This window comes from Hydrogenispora ethanolica (genome assembly GCF_004340685.1).
GTDB classification, from domain to species: Bacteria; Bacillota; UBA4882; order UBA8346; family UBA8346; genus Hydrogenispora; species Hydrogenispora ethanolica.
This window is the reverse complement of record NZ_SLUN01000025.1, coordinates 69,843-88,675: the sequence shown is the minus strand read 5'-3', so window position 1 is coordinate 88,675 and position 18,833 is coordinate 69,843. Positions and strand designations below refer to the sequence as shown.

Annotated in this window: 16 protein-coding genes and 1 pseudogene; 2 read left to right on the top strand and 15 right to left on the bottom strand. The window is 59.0% G+C overall.

The window, feature by feature from the left end; genetic code table 11:
• Positions 1-421 precede the first annotated feature (421 nt).
• The 8 genes and pseudogenes from glmL to EDC14_RS18190 all read right to left on the bottom strand — a co-directional run bounded on the left by glmL (position 422) and on the right by EDC14_RS18190 (position 9,014).
• Entirely contained in the window at positions 422-1,876 is a 1,455-nt protein-coding gene (gene glmL, locus EDC14_RS18225) for a methylaspartate mutase accessory protein GlmL (RefSeq protein ID WP_132015746.1), read from the bottom strand.
• Positions 1,877-1,912: 36 nt separating this feature from the next.
• Positions 1,913-2,842, bottom strand: a complete 930-nt coding sequence (locus EDC14_RS18220) for an alanine-tRNA synthetase second additional domain-containing protein (protein ID WP_132015745.1) — start codon at positions 2,840-2,842, stop codon at positions 1,913-1,915.
• 116 nt (positions 2,843-2,958) lie between these two features.
• Entirely contained in the window at positions 2,959-3,279 is a 321-nt protein-coding gene (locus EDC14_RS18215; RefSeq protein ID WP_132015744.1) for a DUF4387 domain-containing protein, read from the bottom strand.
• A 158-nt stretch (positions 3,280-3,437) separates the two neighbouring features.
• Positions 3,438-4,793: an acyclic terpene utilization AtuA family protein gene (locus tag EDC14_RS18210; RefSeq protein ID WP_132015743.1), complete on the bottom strand. Its 1,356-nt coding sequence runs from the start codon at positions 4,791-4,793 to the stop codon at positions 3,438-3,440.
• A 43-nt stretch (positions 4,794-4,836) separates the two neighbouring features.
• A complete protein-coding gene (locus tag EDC14_RS18205; protein WP_132015742.1) occupies positions 4,837-6,084 on the bottom strand; it encodes a methylaspartate ammonia-lyase in 1,248 nt (415 codons plus the stop codon).
• 14 nt (positions 6,085-6,098) lie between these two features.
• Positions 6,099-7,550, bottom strand: coding sequence for a methylaspartate mutase subunit E (locus EDC14_RS18200; protein ID WP_132015741.1), 1,452 nt, complete (start codon positions 7,548-7,550; stop codon positions 6,099-6,101).
• 49 nt (positions 7,551-7,599) lie between these two features.
• A pseudogene (gene glmS, locus EDC14_RS18195) lies at positions 7,600-8,007 on the bottom strand (methylaspartate mutase subunit S); the annotation flags it as partial.
• Entirely contained in the window at positions 8,007-9,014 is a 1,008-nt protein-coding gene (locus EDC14_RS18190; protein ID WP_132015739.1) for a GntR family transcriptional regulator, read from the bottom strand. The pseudogene glmS and the gene EDC14_RS18190, both read right to left, overlap by 1 nt.
• 343 nt (positions 9,015-9,357) lie before the next feature.
• Here EDC14_RS18190 and EDC14_RS18185 point away from each other — a divergent pair, with 343 nt between their 5' ends.
• Complete coding sequence (locus EDC14_RS18185; RefSeq protein ID WP_132015738.1) at positions 9,358-9,564, top strand: hypothetical protein; 207 nt, start codon at positions 9,358-9,360, stop codon at positions 9,562-9,564.
• 226 nt (positions 9,565-9,790) lie between these two features.
• On the opposite strand, the gene EDC14_RS18180 is transcribed toward EDC14_RS18185, so the two are convergent.
• From EDC14_RS18180 to EDC14_RS18170, 3 genes are all read right to left on the bottom strand, one after another.
• Positions 9,791-10,927: a glycoside hydrolase family 88 protein gene (locus tag EDC14_RS18180; protein WP_132015737.1), complete on the bottom strand. Its 1,137-nt coding sequence runs from the start codon at positions 10,925-10,927 to the stop codon at positions 9,791-9,793.
• A gap of 206 nt (positions 10,928-11,133) precedes the next feature.
• A complete protein-coding gene (locus tag EDC14_RS18175) occupies positions 11,134-11,598 on the bottom strand; it encodes a NanQ anomerase/TabA/YiaL family protein (protein ID WP_132015736.1) in 465 nt (154 codons plus the stop codon).
• 45 nt (positions 11,599-11,643) lie between these two features.
• Positions 11,644-14,004 (bottom strand): hydratase, encoded by a 2,361-nt coding sequence (locus tag EDC14_RS18170; RefSeq protein WP_132015735.1) that lies wholly within the window; start codon positions 14,002-14,004, stop codon positions 11,644-11,646.
• Positions 14,005-14,298: 294 nt separating this feature from the next.
• On the opposite strand from EDC14_RS18170, the gene EDC14_RS18165 reads away from it, so the two are divergent.
• On the top strand, positions 14,299-15,078 hold the full coding sequence (locus EDC14_RS18165; RefSeq protein WP_132015734.1) for a protease complex subunit PrcB family protein: 780 nt from the start codon (positions 14,299-14,301) through the stop codon (positions 15,076-15,078).
• On the opposite strand, the gene EDC14_RS18160 is transcribed toward EDC14_RS18165, so the two are convergent.
• The 4 genes from EDC14_RS18160 to EDC14_RS18145 form a co-directional block, all read right to left on the bottom strand.
• The gene (locus tag EDC14_RS18160) at positions 15,068-15,751 is read right to left on the bottom strand and encodes a rhomboid family intramembrane serine protease (protein WP_165908120.1); all 684 of its coding nucleotides are present in this window, start codon (positions 15,749-15,751) and stop codon (positions 15,068-15,070) included. The two genes, EDC14_RS18165 and EDC14_RS18160, sit on opposite strands and share 11 nt — an antisense overlap.
• 1 nt (position 15,752) lies before the next feature.
• A complete protein-coding gene (locus EDC14_RS18155; RefSeq protein WP_132015732.1) occupies positions 15,753-16,559 on the bottom strand; it encodes an inositol monophosphatase family protein in 807 nt (268 codons plus the stop codon).
• 305 nt (positions 16,560-16,864) lie between these two features.
• On the bottom strand, positions 16,865-17,932 hold the full coding sequence (locus EDC14_RS18150) for a leucine-rich repeat domain-containing protein (RefSeq protein ID WP_132015731.1): 1,068 nt from the start codon (positions 17,930-17,932) through the stop codon (positions 16,865-16,867).
• Positions 17,925-18,752 carry a J domain-containing protein gene (locus tag EDC14_RS18145; protein WP_132015730.1) on the bottom strand — a complete coding sequence of 276 codons (828 nt, stop codon included), beginning with the start codon at positions 18,750-18,752 and terminating at the stop codon, positions 17,925-17,927. The genes EDC14_RS18150 and EDC14_RS18145 overlap by 8 nt, the downstream gene beginning before the upstream one ends.
• Positions 18,753-18,833 lie beyond the last annotated feature (81 nt).

The following is an 18,833-nucleotide window of genomic DNA, read 5'->3' as shown; positions in this document are numbered from 1 at the left end:
GACTCCTGGCAATGTACCAGTAATCGTAATTCGGTCGAAACATGATAAAATTCCGCTAATTTGTTTGGTATACCTTTCAAGTAATGAGGACATTTTCTTATACCTCCAAAAAGGAAGTCTCATTTTGGTGAATATTTCGTGATTGGCTTGTTTTTTACCTTTTTGGTTCCGGCTTCGCCGGGATAGGATGAAATAAATTTCTTTAATAAGATTTGCATTCCTAAGGCCGAATGCAAATGGAATAAAAACGGAATTTATTTCATCCTATTACAGCGGTAATAAGTTGAATTAAATTCCTTATTTTTTCCATCATGGCCGGCTTTAGGGACATGATGCATCATAGAAATTTAATTCAACTTATATTTTTCGACCCGTCGAGCGGCGGCTCCTGCACCATCGGGGAAATTTTACATGAAGATCATCATCCTTTTCCCGCCCGGAGCGGCTTCTCCCCGGCACCCGTCCTCCGTTCCGCCTCGGAACGGGCCGGACCCGCCTCCGCCAGCGCCCCCTTGAGCAACTGAAACGCTTCCCGCGGATGCTCCCCGGCCAACAGGCCCAGGGTCGGCAGCAGATAGTTCCGGTCGAGGTACAACCGGGGCTCCTGCGGCTTCAGAACCGCCGCGGCGGCCGGATCATACAGCGCGCCACGCAGGATCCGCTGCGGTTCGGCCGAGTGGACCAGCACCCCGCCGGTGCCGATCACCGTCCGCAGCCGGCTCAGATCCTTGCCGGTCTGGACCAGCGCCATCCCTTGCGGCGCAAAAACCTGTTCCAAACGGCCGGCGTGACGCTCCACCGCCCCCTGCACCGCCAGGAAACCGAGCGCCGCATCCAGGGTCGACTCCGCCGGATTTCCGGGCAGGTAGTTCGGGTCCGCCCCGCGCTCAGCGATGCCCTCCTCCACCTCGGCCGGGGTCAAGCCCGACAGCCGCGCCAACCGTTCCGGCCCGAACGCCTCCAATACCGCCGGGGCGCTGTAGCGCATCCCCAGATCGCCCTCGACGGTCCGTTTGACCCGCGGTTCCGGCAAACCGCGCAGCGTCACGTCGGCCCGGGTCGGCAAGCCTTCGGCCACCGAATGGACATCGGTGGTGGCGCCGCCGACGTCAACCAGCAGCAGATCGCCCAGGCCCGGGGCTTCCGGCCCGGCGCCGTCCGCCAGGCAGACCGCGGCCTGCAGGGCCGCGGCCGGAGTCGGCATGACGATGCCGTCAATCATCGTCGCCACTTGATCGAGGCCCTTGGCCCGGATGATCCGCTCCAGAAAAATCTCCCGGATCCGCTGTTGGGCCGGACCGGTATTGAGGACGCCGAGGCGAGGCAGGACATTGGGAGTCTCATAGACGAGCTTGCCGGCGGCGGCGAGCAGGCCGGCCGCCTCCGGCGCCGCCGCCCGGTTGCCGGCGACGATCACCGGAGCGGCCAGCCCGCTCTCTGCCAACAGCCGCGCGTTATGCAACAGGATCTCCCGGTTGCCGCCGTCGGTCCCGCCCGCCAGCAAGACCAGATCGGGCTGCAATTCCAGCAGTTCCTCCCGGTCCGCCGGGGTCAGCTCAAAGCCGAAGGTGCGGATGACCCGGCCGCCGGCCCCCAGAGCCGCTTGCCTGGCGGCCTCCCCGGTCAATTCGGGAACCAGGCCGCTGGCCACGATCCGCAGTCCGCCTGCGGCGCTGCTGGCCGCGAGGCGTTTGGCGTAATCGAGGGGGCCCACCCGCTCCTCCAATTGCCGCAGCGCCTGACGATACCCCGCCACCAGGCCGTCCGCGACCGTGGTCCGGGCGCTGCCGGTTCCCAAAACCGCCGGGCCGTCCAGGTCGACCGCTGTCAATTTCGTATAGGTGCTGCCGAAATCGATCAACAAATAAGGCCGCATCGGCTTCCCTCTTCTCCGTCTCTCCAATCTGCAACGCTAAGCTTGGAAAAAGTCATTCAGATCGTTCAAGTTGACCTGCTCATCCTCGCCGACCAAACCCACCAATAGATAATGGCCGGTGGCCGGATCCACCTTAAACTCCTTCAAAAGCTGAAAATGTTCCACTTCCGAGGATTTCCGGAGGTGGATGCGCGGCCCGGTGCAGCCGATCGTCTCTCCGCCGATGGCGATGTGCGCCTCGTCCAACGGATGAATGGGGATGCCCTGCTCGATATAGCTGCAGACCCGCGCTTCCACCCAGGCCGGGTCGAAGTCGGGTTGGGTGGCGAAATCCAGCACAAAGCCGTGCTTCACATCGGCGTGCTCCACCGGCCCCTGGTAATTCAGCTCTTTGTAGAGCACCAGGCCGGTAAGATCCTCGGCGGTATGGGCCATCTTCCGGTAGCGCAGCGAGCGGAAGACGATGGCCGCGATATCCTCGGGCAGCGGGCCGAAGAGATTGGGCCGGGTCACAATCACTTCCTCGCCGATGCCGATCAGGAGGCCGGCGTTGATCTTTAAAAACGGGTAGAGCAGCTCGAAATGTTCGATGACCACCCGCCGGTCTTCGGCCAGCGCCGCATGGACCGCATCAGCCAACCGTTGCACCGGCGTGAACGCCATCTCGAAGCGGAGATCCAAATGATAGGTATGAGACGTAAACCGGCCGTTCTCGGCGTGTTCCAGGATCGGCAGCGGCCGCACGTTGATGCCGGTGTCGTCATTGGTCAATTCGAGTCCGGGAAAGAAGCCTTTGATCAGCAACGATTTCCCGGCTCCCGCGTCGCCAATGACGCCGATCAAACGGTCCATCGGATTGAGATGGCGCTGGGCCAGCTGATGCCCGAGATGAATCAGGCGGTGCTGGCCCCGCGGCGCGAAATAGACGGCATACATCAATAAATCCTGTAGGTTGACGGTATTCATCGTGACCTCCCTGGATTCCGGGTGGGCGCGCCGCTGGAAGCCGGCCCGGTCCCGCCCGGCGACGTTTGGAATTTTTACAGCGCAATCCTGCGTGCCCCGCTTCCTCACAACCTCACTTAGGGCAATTCGAATTCCAGATCCAGCAACGGAGCATGCTGCTGGGCTCCGTAGACGTCGGTGTCGCCCGGCGAACCGGAAGGGATCGGCCGCCGCAGGTTGATCTTGATGGCCTTGGCCGGTTCAAACTCGATGATCGCCAGCACATCCGCAACCGGAACCCGGTATAGCCCGGCGATCCGTTCCGGAGTGATCAGCCGTGCCGCGCAAACCCGGCGGAAGATCTCCCAATCCCGGAAGATAATATCCAGCGTCAACTCATACGGCCCCGAATTCTTACTCCGGATCACCTCGGCAATCTTCAGCAACGGCGTGGGCATACCGGAAACACTCCTTTCAACGCGTCATTAGAAGCGTTGTGATAAACCCTGTCCGAAGGCCAGGGTGAACACAAAAGCTCAGAAAAGCAAGTGATAAAGTCGTTTTTTAGGCCATTGAAAGGATGATTTCCGAATTTAAGGACTTTATCACATGGCTTTTAGACCGCGACGACTTCCACGGGAAAGTATTGGCAAGGGTCGTCAACCTCCATCAAATGGTAAATGCTGAAGGCATAGACCTCCCCCGCCTTAAAATCCGAAGGGGAATAGGGAAAAGCCAGATTCCCGGCGGTGGCGATCCGGCCGGGGTAGCCGAAATGAAGCATGGTCGAGCGGGCGAAGCCGCAGATGGTATTGGCCCAGTCCTGGGTGTCGGCCACCGCCTCGATGACCATTCCCAACTCGTGGCCGTCCGGCGCCGGATGCGGCTCCAAACCGCCCATTACCCCGTTTTTGCCGTACACCTTGAAATCCAGCCGGTAGGTAAAAGGTTCGCTCTTAAAATTGTCGGCCACCCGTTCGCGCACCCCGGCAATGATCGCGTCGATCTCCCGGATCATCACCGGGTCGCGGACTCCGGCTATGGCCACGGTGCGGTATCCGATCCGCCGCACTCCCTCCAGCTTGAGCTTGTAGGGATCGGAGCGGACGAAACGGCTCCCGGACACCCGCACCCGGGATTCCCCCACCTGTTCAAACCGGGTTTCCCGCAAATCCAGGGTCCCGCCCGGGCCGGGCAAAAGGTAGGGATTGGACTTTTCATACAAGGTATGGGCGGCCACCGAGAGCGTGGTGCAACGCCGGGCCGGATTGAGCGGTTCCACCTCAAAGGCCTGCGGGTAGAGATAGCCGAGGAGACAATCGCTGCCGCTGCCCGGCGTCGCGGCAATGGCGGCACACTCCAGAATTTTGCCGAGATGAACGGCGGGACCGGGATCGAACCCTTGCTGCACCGCTTTGGCGGCGAAGACCGCCGGGTCGTAACACCGCCCCGCCAGCACGACGTCGGCTCCGGTCGCCAGGCCGGCCAGCACCGGCTCCAAGCCCATCTGGGCCACGATGCGCACCGAATCCCGGATATCGTCCTCCGTCAGTTCCGGCGCCGGGGGCAGCGGACTGACCTTCCCGGCCCGCCAGTGCCCTTCCACGGTTTCCTTGGCAATCTCGGCGCCGATCACGGCCACCCGGAAGCGCCACCCCCGTTCGGCGGCGATCTCCCGCAGCAACCCCAGGTCCCGCTGCAAATGAACGGTGCCGCCGCTCCCGCCGGCGCTGCCGATGATCACCGGAATACGCCGCTCCAGCGCCGCCTCCAGTATCAACGTCAGATCCCGCCTGACGGCCCGCGGGTCGGTGAAGCAGACTCCCGATCCCAAATAATACGGTCCCGGATCGGTCGACCCCGCGTCCACGGCGATCACATCGGGGCGGCGGCGCAGCCCCTCTTCAAAGGAGGATTGCGGGAACCCGTACCCCAAAATGGCGGTCGGCGATAGAATTCGCATCTCTTCCATTACGAAGCCACCTCGTTTTCATTTCTGGACCCCAAGGAGCGCTTTACCGCAAGGCTTCCCGCAGCGCCAGCACCCGTCGCATTTCGTTATAGACGATCATATACCCCTCATCCACGCCCATGCCCGGTTTGGCCAGAATCTGGTCCGGTCCGGTGGCCAAAGCCAGATGCACGCAGATCTGGGCGGAGCGGTCGGTTTCATTGCAAGTTCCGCCGAGATAGGCGCCGATCGCCTGCGACTTGCAATAAAGCACCGCCTCGATGCAATTATTGATCCCGCCCAGATCGGGGGTTTTGATCTGGATCATATGCCCGGCCCGGGCATCCGCGAACAACTGGATATCTTCCAACGTGTTGCACCATTCGTCGGCCACGATCGCCACCGGAATCCCCCGGGAATCCAATGCCTGCCGCAGGCCAGCCAGGGCTTCCGCTTGGGCTTGACGGCCGCCCATGTCCACCGGACCCTCGATCCGCAACGACAGCGGCGCGGCCGCCGCCGCCAGCCGGGCCAGATAGTCGAGGATCCGGCCCTGGTCGTTTTCGAAAGCCAGGCCGATGGTGCCGTAAACATCCAGATGGAGCACAGGCCGGTAATCCGGCCGCGGTTTCAAGCGCTCGATCCGTTCGCGCAACCATCCGACATACTCCAGCAGGAGTTCGCCCCGTCGTCCCAACTTGGCGGGGACGTTATTGATCAAGCCGTGCGGGAGCACATCGGCTCCTTTGAGGATCATTTTGTCGGCGTTGGCGTACCGATCATCCCCGCTCTGGCTGAAGATGGGGATGGGTTCGGATACCGGCTCGGTGCCATACTCGGCGGCGACCAGATCGACCATCAGCCGGTTGGCGGCCTGCGCGGCGGCGTCCAGCACCGCCTGGGTAACTCCGTAGCGAATGGCCGTATGGAGAGGCTTCCCGCTGGCGGGATCCACCAGACGATCCAGCTCCTCGGCGAGTCCCCGGAAACCGTTCAGTTCCCGCCCTACCAGGCGCGGCCCCACCACTTGTTCAACGATGGGGATGAACTCATTCGCCAGGAATACCGGATCGCGGCCGCCGGCGCCCGAGTATTGGACCGCGGCGCAATCGCCATGGGCGATCCGGCCGTCCTCCATCACCAAAAGAACGGAGATCGCCTCTCCGGCCTGCCGCACGCTGGTAAAACCGGGCAGCAACGGCTCGCCGCGATAAGCGGCGCCATCGGGCTCCGCGCCGCGCTTGATCGCCAATTGATCGTCAAAGAAGAAACCGGTCCGTCCGGGCGCGCATATCATTTTCGCAATCCGCATTATGCTCTCCTCCCTTACCGGGGTCGCCCGACCAGCATTCCCTTGCTGATGGCGTAGATATCGTCAATCACCATTTGAAAGCTGACCGGCCGTTCCTCGGCCCGGGCCCGTTCGCCAATCTTGCGTTGATGAAAAGCCATGATCTCTTTGCTCAGCGGGAGATTTCCCGGATCCAGCAACCGCACGGCGCCGTTCTGATCGCGTACCGGCATCACCTTCCCCCGGTTGCAGCGGCTGGGGGCAAAAGGCACATCCAGGACCCCGGCCGCAAAGGCGCGCACCGCGCCCACGGCCCAATCGCCGTCGCCGAGTTCGAGCACCCGCTCCAGGATGCAGCGGGTCTCCTCCTCCACCATTTCCGTTTCCTCCTGCAGCTCCGGCGAATCCGGCAGGCTTTGATCGCGCAGCATGTTCAATACCTGCCGGGTGGTTTTCAGCCCTTCGGCATTGGCTTCCTTGGTCGGGACGCCGAAAGCCTCATGCGGGCTCTTGACAATCACCTTGGTGGCCCCGGAGAAGGCCGCCGCCACCGCGCCCAGCCCAATCACTGCGAAGGCTTTGGCCTCATCGGGCGGGAAACCGCCCATCCACTGGTGAAAGACCGTATAAGTCCGTACCTGATCGTAGTGAAAACGCCCCAGATATTCGGCAACCAACCGCCGTAAGACCCGTAAAGCGGCCACGTCCTGGACCAGGTTTCCGCATTGGCCGTACCCGACCGTGATATTGCGCACGCCTTGCTCGGCGGCGAGCAGAGCTTCGATAATCGCCACCGCATGGGAGATGCACGGCGGCACCAACGTCCCGGTGAGCGGCCCGAAGGGTTCCCGATCGATGGCGATGCCGCGTTCTTCATACCAGCCCACCAGACGGTCTACATATTGCCAATGGGCGATCGTCAGTTCCAGGGGCATCTCCTTGGCATAGGGGATATTATAGGAGATTCCGCCGCCCTCAAACGCGGTAAACCCGGCGGCCAACGAGATTTCGGCGAGGAGCCGGGCATCGGGAGTGCCGTGCCGGACCTGAATCGGCCGGCCGACCTGCTCGACCACTTGCCGGGTGGCCAGTACGCCGTGATTGACCACGGGAAAACCATTCAGCATGGAACGGCCGGCATTGCGGCTGGCCTCGATTCCGGTCTGCGCCTCGTGATAACGGTTTTGCCGGGTATAACTGTCTACCGTGACCGGCAGCAGATCGGCTTCCCCTTCCGTCTCCAAGTATTTCAGCAGCGCGATCTGTTCCTCGACCAAGGCCACGCCGGCCCGGGGCTGGATCAGGATCTCCCCCTCCGCCTGGGCTCTGGCCAGCCGTTCCGAAAAACGTTTGGTCTTGGAAATCCTTTTCTGGTAGGCAACGGCCTCCTCCGGGTCTACTTCGGCTCCGGTCGGCCATTGGCCGAGAGCTTCCCGCCGGATCGCCTCAAAATCACCTTCGCTCAACCGCCGATTCGTCAACTCCATGACGCCAGCCCTCCTGTCCTTGAGGTCTCACTCCCGGGAGCCACTCGTTGACCCCGAGATCCTTCGCCAAATCGGCAATGGCCGTTTCCGGCATGGTGCCCGGTGGATAAACCCGGTTAAATCCCATTTTTTTAAAAATCTGTTCCACCTCGGCAAAATCCGCTTTTCCGACGACCAGGTTTCCTCCGACATACAACGGGATCTTCCCGATTCCCGCCTCCATGCATTTGGCGCGCAAACCCCGGCAATCCAATTCGGCGTGGCCATACAGTGACGAGACCAGGATCGCGTCCGCCGCCGTCTCGATGGCCGCCTGGATGAATTCCTCCTGGGATACCATGACGCCGAGGTTGACCACGTTAAAACCGGCCTCCGTAAACGCCTTCTCCAATATTTTATTCCCCACGGCATGGACGTCCATGCCGATCACTCCCATCACCAGTGTCGGAATTTTCATCATGAACCTCTCTTTTCTCTGCCGCTGACAGCGCGGTCGATTGCCCGGCGCACCAGATTCACCGAACCGATGTCCAATTCATGGATATAGGGAATGACCTCTTTCTCTCCGGCCAGCGCTTTCACTTCTTTATAACGTTCCACATAAGCCAATAAAATATCGTGCCCGTCGATGAAACTTTGCAGGGCGGCCCGTTCCGTGGCGATCGTGTAATCGAGCTGCAGATCATAGACTCCCAACCTGGCCAAGGCCCGGCGGACGATCTCCGGGAATTCCGGGCTCAAGCAAATCAGCCCGATCCCGCCCGTATGCGCCAGACGAATCAATTTAATTAAATTTTCCAGCTGAGGCTGGGCCGCAACCGAGACAATCTCCGTCTCCGCGCCCAATTTCACGACAGTCCGTTGGACCGCTTCCCAATGCGTCGTTGTGGTCACGATCAGATCGGCCTCTCTTACCAAGGCGGCGATCTCCGGACCGGCGACCAGGAACTTTTCCAGCAGCAACGGAATGATCTCCACCCGCACCAGTTCCCGGAATTGCCGGATGAAATTATGTAACTGTTCCTGATTGCAATCGACAAATAAGACCCGCGCCTTCCGCAGGGATTCTTCTTTTTCCCGCGCCCGCACCATGACCAGGGCCAGGAATTGGTCGAGTGAGAATCCCAGATCCAGGCTTTCTTCGATGGCCAGATCGATCAAACGCAGCACTTTTTCTTTCCGGCTCCGTTCCAAGGGACCGGTCGTTCCGCCCGCATTCGTGGGTTGGTCCACGGTTACAAAGGTCCCCCTGCCTTGGCCAACCGACAAAACTCCCTCCTCCTGAAGTTCTTGGTAAGCCATGCTCACGGTGTTGCGACTGACCTTCAGTTCATCAGCCAATTCCCGTTCGGTGGGCAGCCGTTCGCCGGGAATGAGCGCCCCCTCGGCAATCATCGTTTTGATCTGATCCTTGATCTGAATATACATGGGAATTCCGGCAGCTTTATCAATCGCAATCCTCATCTTCTGCTCCTTCAATGCCAAAAGGATTAATTGACTGATCCAAAATCATTATATTCCAAATTGGACCAATTTGTCAAAGAGTAATTCCATCCGATAGCTTGCGCCAAATTGGCTGATGTTAATAGGGTTATTTCGACGTTCCCGGCGAATCAAAAGCATAAAATGCCCCTGCCGCAATAAAAAGAGGCCGTCCCCCATGGATTTTCGGGGCAGCCTGTTTCGAGGTCCGGCCGGCTCCCCTGATGTTTGGGCAGCTTCCCCAAGGATTGGTCCTCTTTCCCCAAGCCTTGGTCCCGCTTCCTCAAACCTCGGGGAAAGAAGGATGGTCCTTCGGGAAGCAAGGATGATCGTTAAGGAAGGAAGGATGATCGTTGAAGATGCAGGTATGCGTCTTGAGGATGCTTCCCCGAGTTCTCAGGAAGCTAGGATGATCCTTCGGGAAGAAAGGATCAAAGGATCCTCTGAAAGGATCATAGCATCCCTTACAAGGATGAAAACCATCCCTTACACGGATGGAATCATACCTTACAAGGATCGAAGGATCCTTTGAAAGGATTGCGGCATCCCTTACACGGATCAAAGCATCCCTTACAAGGATGAAGAATATCCTAGTTGGACGAAAGACCATACCTTACACGAGAGGGAATCTACTGATATATTAGGGGGCCGGGATGGGGGACGAAGGGTCGGGGAAAGCGGAAAAAGAAGAAAGCAGGCCGATGATATCCTCATTCTTTTGAAGCGACACCGCAAACCAATCGATTCCGTTCTTTGGATTACCAATATAATCCCCAGTCGGTCGTTACCCGCAGCAATGCTTCCAGATAGAAATAATCGCCCCAGGCAGTATGTTCACGAGCCGTCTCTCCCTCGGCGAGGGAGTAATTCAATAATCCGTCGGCGTTTTTTGCCGACGCCGCATATTGTTCGATCAAGACGTGTAAAACAGCCAGCGCGGAACCTTCATAAGATCGTTTGGCCTCATCAATGACCGGCATATGCTTGGATAACTCCAAAAGCCCGCAAACCGCCAGCGCCGTTGCAGAGATAGCGCATGACCCGTCTCCAGCTTCGGGAGCGATGAAGTCCGGCCAAATCCCCTGCTCCGGAAGCAGGCTTAACCAAGAATCCGCCAGCTTCGCGGCGAGGGCGAGGAAATTCCAATCCCGCGTATATATATAACTCAACGTAAAACCATAGATGGCGCACGCCGGATCCCACGGCCGAACTGTTTTGCTGGAAATCGCGGCGCCGATTTCCGCGACCGGCAGGCCAGTCCGAATATCCATCCAGCATGAATGGGCCACCGTAAGATCCTCTCGTACCAGATGCAATGCGGTTTGCCGGGCATGTCGGTAGGCAATCTTATGATAACGGCGTTCTCCCGAGACTTCGCTGGCCCAATAAAGCAGCGGCAAGCTCATCAGATACTCGATATTCAATTGGATCCGGTCCTGCGCCGTACCCGGACCGTTCCCAGCCGCGATACAGCCAACCTTTTGCTGAAAACGGGCGCATAAATCATCCGCCGCAGCCAGTCCCCATTGGCGCGCGCGGGTGTCTCCGGATAAACGGTAAGCGGCCACGCAGGAAAGCGTCGTCACAGCGCCCAGGTTCACAATTTCTTCCTTTTTTCGCAACCGCTCACCCAAAGCTTCCAGCAGTGGGACAGCCGCCTTCGAATATTTCGGGTTATTCGTCGCTTCATAACTCAGCCAGAGCAGGCCCGGCCAAACGGCGTCCGGCTCCGGTGCTTCACCGGAATAGTGCTGCGCCAAAGCCGGGGCTTGCAGCGCCGCCAGACGGCAATCGATTCGATTCAGGGCGTTGCGAATCGCCCGGTTTAAACAGCGTCTTGAGCACGAAAGGACGGGATGAACTTCTCCAACAGCCTCACTCATCACTGACTTCATGGGTCATTCCTCCTCACTCGCTCAAGGTTTCAGATTACTCTGCATCGGATCCGAACCCAGTTGATCTATCGGCAATTTCGGGGGATTTTTTTAGCAGTTTTTATGATTGCCGGAATTTTCTTCCTCCAAGACGGCCGCGGGCAGGCAAAATGAAAGACGGTTGAGATTTCCACCCAACCGTCTCGTCCAACGATAAAATCGGTTTATCAATCCACGGCTACTTTCAGGACAATCTTGCGGACTTTGGTTCCGGCACCGTAATTACAGCCGGGACGGTGAATGTCGTAGGGGAATAGTACCGCGTACATCCCGGCGGAGAGGATCAGTTCCATCTCTCCGGCGACACTCTTATAAAAAATGTTATCCTTTTCAGCCAAGCGATCTTCCAGCACTTCATTGGCGGGATTCTCCAGACCGTAGCCGATGATTTCGGTCCCCGACACGATATATTGGATGTCGATGAATTTCCGGTGAGCTTCCGCCTTTTTTTCAGTTTTGGGCGAGGTCTGGTACTCCTGAACCAGGGCAAAAAGGTTGCCGCCGTCAATCTCGTGCCTGCCGAGCTCCAGCTTGGCCAGGTCATTGTTCTTTAAGAACTCCAAGCCTTTCAGAAGCGGTGCCGCGAGGCGCTTCCGATCTTCCTCCAAATGTTCGATGCTTCCAAAAATCATTTCTGTCCCTCCTCAAAATGTTTCTGCCCTGATGAGCGAATTAAGTTATTTTGACTCTTGCCCGTAGTAGTTTATCAAGCATCCGGCCAGGATAATCGCACGATCATCGGCGCTGAGATTCGGCAGCCAAAGGCGGAACGGTTTTCTGCCGTCGGCATTGATCAAAAAGGCTTGAATCTCTGCCGCGCCGGATTGAACCGCTTCCCGAATCATCGGGATGTAGATGAAGTCTCCTACCGCGAATTCCGGAAGGTAATCCTCGGGAATTACAAACGGCAGCATTCCCCAGTTAATCAGGTTGCTGCGATAGCGTTTGGTCGCATATTCCACGGCGATATTGGCCCAGCCTCCGAGCACCTTCTGGCAGGAAGCGGCTTGCTCCCGGGCGGAGCCATCGCCCGGTTTCCGGGCGAAGATAACGGTCCCCAAACCGGTCTCCACTAAGGTTTGGTGAACCTTTTCCGGCGTCGGTTCTTCATCCCCGAATAAAGTGAGGAAAATTCGTCCCAGTTCGGTCGATTGCGGCTCGTGGGCGGTTCCCTCGGCCAAAAGGCGTTGCCGTTCCTGCTCCAGCCCTTGAAAATCCTTGGCCCTGCCGACATACTGGGGAACTTTCCGGCCCAGAGTAAACTCGGCCAATTTCAGCGGATTGGAACGATACGAGGAGGTCTCTCCCGAGGGAATCAACTCGTCGGTGGTGGTCACCGGGTCGTGGATTACCGCGGCCATTTTCAGAAGCAGGTTCTCCGGCAAGGAAATCATCTTCGGCCAATCGGCGATATTGGGCCCGAATTTCAGTTCCGTTTCCGGATGGGGCTTGCCATAGCCGTCATAGACCCGGTTCTCATAGACCTTTTTATCGAAGGTGTAAGCCACCGCGGAGACGGGCGCGGATACTTCCGAGGCGGCCGTCAACCTCCCGCCGTTCAGTGCGGTGGCGGCGATGGAACGCGCATCCATCAGGGCCACGGACGCGATCTGGCCATTAGCCGGCTTGGAACCCTCGCGGTTCGGGAAGTTACGGGTGGAATGCCGGATACTGAGTCCGCCGTTGGCCGGGACATCCCCGGCGCCGAAACACGGCCCGCAGAAAGCGGTGCGCAAGGTCACTCCGGCTTGCAATAACCGTTCCGCCAGTCCGCTGCGGATCACCGCCAAATTCACCGGCTGGCTGGCCGGGTAAACGCTCAGGGCAAACTGGCCATTGCCGGTGCTGCCGTTTTCCAAAATGGCCGCGGCCGCCGCAATATTCTCAAACGTTCCGCCGGCGCAGCCGGCAATCACGCCCTGATCGACGCGCAGCCGGCCGCCGGCGATCTTCTGGCTCAACTTGAATTCCAGCTTCGGATTTTCCAACTGCCGCCGGCCTTCCTCCTCCACCTGGCCCAGGATGGCAGCGGCATTCTCGTTCAATTCCCGGATCGGATAGGCGTTGCTGGGATGGAAAGGCAGCGCAATCATCGGCTCAATCCGGCTGAGATCGACCCGGATGGCGCCATCATAACGACTGATCTCCGCGGGCTCCAGCGCGCGATAGGCATCGGGCCGGCCGTGCAGGCCCAAATACGCGGCGACCCGGTCGTCGGTGCTCCAGATGGAACTGAGACAGGTCGTTTCGGTGGTCATCACATCGATCCCGTTCCGGTAATCCACCGTCAGATTGGCGATCCCCGGCCCGACGAATTCCATGATCTTATTCTTCACAAAGCCATTGGCGAATACCGCTTTGATGATGGCCAGGGCCACATCCTGCGGCCCGACCCCCGGACCCGGTTGGCCCTCAAGATAGACCGCGATGACTTCCGGATAGGGGATGTCATAGGTCCGCCGCAGTAATTGTTTGACAATCTCCGGCCCCCCTTCGCCGACCCCCATCGTGCCCAACGCGCCATAACGGGTATGGCTGTCCGAACCCAGGATCATCCGGCCGCCGCCCGCCATCATCTCCCGCATATATTGATGAATGACCGCCTGATGGGCCGGGACGAAGATCCCGCCGTAGCGTTCGGCCGCGGATAAACCGAAAACATGGTCATCCTCGTTGATGGTTCCGCCGACCGCGCAAAGCGTGTTATGACAGTTCGTCAGGACATACGGCACGGGAAACTCTCGCAAGCCGCTGGCTCTGGCGGTCTGAACGATTCCGACATAGGTGATATCGTGAGAAGCCAGGGCGTCAAAGCGCAATTTCAGATTCTGCTCGTCCTGCGATTGATTGTGTTGCAATAAAATTTGGCTTGCAATCGTGCCGGACTTGGACCGGGCAAGCGCGTCCGGACCGGCGGAAAGCAGCGGCAGCCCCTGCTGCTCCAGTTGCCGGTTGATATCGTCATACGTTACAGATTCAGCGTCCATCAGCAGTTTACCCCGGATCAGATAAACCGCCTTGCCAACCAGTTCGATCATGATGACGTTCCCCCACTTTTATTAATCTTTCTTCATTAAAACATGTCATTCTGACAGTGTCAAGCGAACCGACCATTCATCACTGTTTATTAAAGATTCCGGTTCGTAACGAATGACTCGCCCGCCCATGCAATGGCAAATGTTGCACGGAACTTACCCGGCCCGATATTCGTCCTATATGCAACGACATGAAAAGCGTTGAGATAAACCCTGTCCGAAGGACAGGGTGAACAATAAAAACTCAGAAAAGCAAGGGATAAAGTCGTTTTTTCGTCCATTGATAGGAGGTCGCCCGTGAGAAAGAAGCTTTCCGCTATCGACATGCTTATGCTGTTGGCGCTAACCGCCGCCGGAATCGGCGCCGGATTCGTCTTTGCCAAAGGAATGACGAAACCCGCGGTCCAGGTGGTACACGAACTGCCCGCCTGGATCGAACCGGCCAATCCGGTCCCGGAAGTCAGGAATTGGTCCGAGGGCGGCCGGCAATTTTATTACTTCAATTGGGGATTGCAACCCAACAGCGGATACCGTTTGGAGCTGGCCGGGCTGAAAGCCGGAAAAATCATGCTCCGCGCCGTCACGCCCGGACCCGGCGAAATAACCGCCCAGGTGATAAGCTACCCTTATCTTCTCATCGCTTTGCCCGAGGGGCGCTATCGCTATGAGGCCTTTGACGCCTCCGGCAAACCGCTGCCGGAGCTTTTCAAGCCGGAACGCCCGCCTTTGCGGTTGCGGTTATTTCTACCCGGCGGCAGCGGAGTGGAGCGCACCGTTTTGCGGGATCCCGTGCTGAACACCGCCGGCAAATCTTCGCCCAGAATCGCTTTGGAGGCATTATTCAGCCAGCCGGAAATGCTGGAATATGCCGAAGCCGACATCGGCGTGCGCTCCGCCACTTTTTCTCAAGCCGCGCGGGAATGGCTGATCGACCTGGGACCCGGATGGAATTATCTGGAGAACGGCGCCAAAGCGGTCTTATCCCGCTCCATTAGCCAAACGGTAACGGCAAACGACGCCGGACCGTGGAACCGGGTCCGGATCCGCAGTGCCGCTGCGCCGGGTTTTAATGAATGATCCGGAACCGTTTGCGCCGGTTCCGGCGGCGCCGTTCCTCCAGCCAGCTTTGGGAATCCCGCTTCGGGCCGGACCGGTAACCGCGGCCGCCGCTCCCCACAAACCAATAAGCGATGAGGATTCCGCTGAGCGAGGCCAACCCCAGCAGCCAATAAGTTTGCAAATAACTATAGCCGATCATCAAAGCGTTGAGCCATGCCAGCCAGCGGGCACGGATCGGAATGATCCCCCAGAACAGCAACTCCCGCCCCGGATTCAACTCCGCCCAGGCCCAGGTGATCCCCACCGATAATAACCAGAACCCATAGATGGGCTGAAAGATTCCCAGCCAGATTTCGACCAGCACCATCGCCAACCCGGTCACGCCCGCCAGCAACCCCAGGAACAATGCGTAACGGGGGCTGCCCCAGGTCCTTTCCAGGCTGCTGCCGATGAACCATAGCCAAAGGATGGCGAAGAGCAGCGAAATCAGATCCGGATTGACCAGCGGATAGGTTAACACCGCCCAGAGATTCATGGGAATGCTCCGGGGGGTCAAAACCAGCCAGTCCCGCAGGACCGGCAGAATGAAGCCCAATACGAAGCAGAGCGCTCCCAGGGACAACAGCGTCTTGGTGACGGGGGTGAATTCTTGAAACAGGAAACGCCGGATGCGCCAGTACAGGTTGTTCAATTCAGTTCCTCCTTGCCGGTGCCGGTTTCGTCCCGTCCACCACCGCGATTTCATCCAGAATTAATTGACAAATCCTCGGATTGCCGGCTGCCAGCGAAATCGGCTCATAGCCGGATAAATAAACGATGGTTCCGCCGGCTTCCTCCAGAATCAAACCGGCGGCCGCCATATCCCAGGGTTTGATCTTCAACTCCCAAAAGCCATCCAGATGCCCCGCGGCCACGCTGCACAGGTCAAAGGCGGCGCTGCCGCTGCGCCGGATGCCGCCGATCCGCGGCACCAAACGGTTGAAAAAATCCAGATTGTTCTGGGCGCTGGTGGCCTTGTCATACGGAAACCCCGTCGCCAGCAACGCCCGGGACAACTCGGCGGTCTCCGAGACCTTTAAGCGCCGGCCGTCCTGATAGGAACCCCGGCCCCTGAGCGCCTGGAAGAGGTGCCCCAATACCGGAAAATAGACCACCCCGAGGATCGAACGGCCCGCCGCTTGCAACGCAATCGACACGCCAAAAATGGGATAAGCGTGGACATAATTGGTGGTGCCGTCGATTGGGTCGATGACCCAACGGTACGCGGATTCCCTTCCGTCCTCCCCGGTTTCCTCGGATAAGACGGAATGATCGGGATATTCTTTGCGAATCTGCCCGACCAGATAGGCCTCGCAAAGCTTATCCACCTCCGTGACCAGGTCATAATCGCTGGATTTTCGCTCTATCCGCAAATGCCCGGCCCCCAGGTGTTCCAGCTGCAACCGGCCGGCTTCCCACGCCCACTGCGTCGCTTGCTCCAAAACCCGGTCCAAATCCATGAATTTCCTACTCCTTGCCGTCTTTTGATGAATCCGGCGGTCAACGGATGAATCCGAAGTTTTGGAAAACGCGTTACAGCATCGCGATCTTCCCAAACTCCTTTCGAGGTATTGAACCACCGGAGTAGTAGCCTTATTATACCATCCCCCGGCCCAGGCCAAAATACCAAAACCGTTTTTATTTGCAAAGGGCAATCGCGCTTTCTCCGCTGAGCCGGAGCGATGCTGCCGTTTCAAGAGGCTATTTGCCGCTGGGCCGGAGCCCGCCGGATGGGGCAACCGGCAGCGCCGGTCCGATTGCCTTTTCAATCCTCATTCATCCACAGGGGCCTGAGGCGGCATCCCCTGGCATTCAGAAGATTCAATGTCTTTAGCGTCGCCAGATCCTCGGTATACCGGAGCGGATTCTCCGCCAGCGCCACGGTTCGCAGCTTGGCGAGGGACTGTAAAACGGCGATGCTGCAAATCTCGTTTTTGGCCAGGTTTAATTCTTGGAGTTCGCCCAACGGCGCCAGCGGCCCGAGATCGCGGATCCGGTTCCCGGAAAGATCGAGCTCGCGCAGTCCGGTCAGGCAACCGAGCGCGGCGGCGTCCCGGATCCGGTTGCCGCTGAGGCTGAGCACTTTGAGGTGGTCCAAATGCCGCAGCGGCCCGAGATCGCCTAGCCGGTTCCGAGCCAGCCAGAGCTTTTCCAGCCGTTTGAGATTGGCGAGCGGCGTCAGGTCGGCAATCTCGTTATTCGACAGCGACAGGATCCGTAATCGGGACAGTGCGGCCAGCGGGGAAAGGTCGGTGATGCGGTTCCCCATCAGATGCAGCTCTTCCAGTTCAACCAGGCCGCTCAGAAAATCGAGCCGCTCAATCCGGTTATACGACAGGACCAGATCCTGCAGGCTTTCCAACCCGGACAAATCCGGCACGCTCCCGAGCTGGTTCCATCCCAGCAGCAAATGCTGCAAGCGCTTTAGTTGCGTCAAAGGAGCGATTTCGGAGAGGCTGTTCCCGGAGAGGTTGAGATAGCACAGTTCCGCCAAAGCGGCCAACGGCTGCGGATCGGTGAGGAGATTCCCCTGCAATGACAGCTCGCGGATGCCGCGCAGGCTGCCAATGCCAGCAAGATCGCCGATGCCACGCTTGGCGGCTTTCAATGCCGGCAGATGTTGAACATCGCGGAACAGCAGCTTGCCGCCGGGTTTGGCAACGGCCGCGCGGACCGCAGCTTCCAACGCGGGGTCGGTGAAATGGACGGCGGACCGGCTCTCGACCCGTTCCGCCAGTTTCGCGCCGCGGCTATAAAAGTCGGACCGGAGCCGCAACGGCTGGGCGGCGCTGCCGACCAGCCCCGTGCATTCGGGGTTCTTCGTTTTATCCATATCCGCACCCCGGAGAAGGGCCGGAGCCTTGCTCTCCGTTTCCCGCCGCTACTTTTGACTTTCGGATCAAGGCCCGGCCGATCTCGCGCCGCAGAAAACCGGCCATCTCCTGGATGAGATCCAGGCCGCGGCTGCCCGCTTCTTCGACTTGCCTTTTCAGCTGATTGAGGGGCGAGCCCCGCAACTCCGCCATTTCTATGGCAATGGCCTCCAAACGCTCGGTGAGCCGGGCAATCTTTTGTTCCACCCGGGCGAGCGCGGCCGCGACTCCGTCCGGCGCCGGGCCGTCCACCGCTTCCGCTGCGCCGCCGGCTTCCTCCAAAAGCTGGCGCAGGCGTCCCTCGTCTTCCTCGGCGTAAGCGGCGTTGGCAGCGGACATTAGTTTTTCGAAGCGGATCCGTTCCCGCTCTCCGCCGGCTAAGTCGGGATGGAAGCGCTTGGCCAGTTCCCGGTAGAGCTTCTTCAGCTCCTCACCGGGCCTAAACTTCCCGCAGTTCTTTTGCTGGTGGGATTCATCGGCCGCCCGCCCGGACTGGTCGGCTTTGGCCCGGGCGGCGCGCGCCCGCCCGGCAGCCCGGCGGTCTCCCGGATTGCGGGCCGCCCGCAATTCGGCGATCTCCGCCTCGATCCGGTCCAGTTCGGCGTAGAGCGGGCCGACTGCTTTCTCATAGCGAAGCTGAAACTCCAAGAGCGCGGTTCGGAACGTCAACAGTTCCAATTCGCACTCGGCCAGCCGCGCTTCAAGCGCGGCGAGTTCCAGCTGTTTCCGGCGCAGCTTCCCGGCAATGGGATCGAGCGCGGGGATCAATGGAGCGGCCATTCTCTCACCTTTGTTCATGCGCAGTATAAAAATTGAACTTCCATAATATTTCCAAAATCAATTTCGCGATTGGATTGGAAG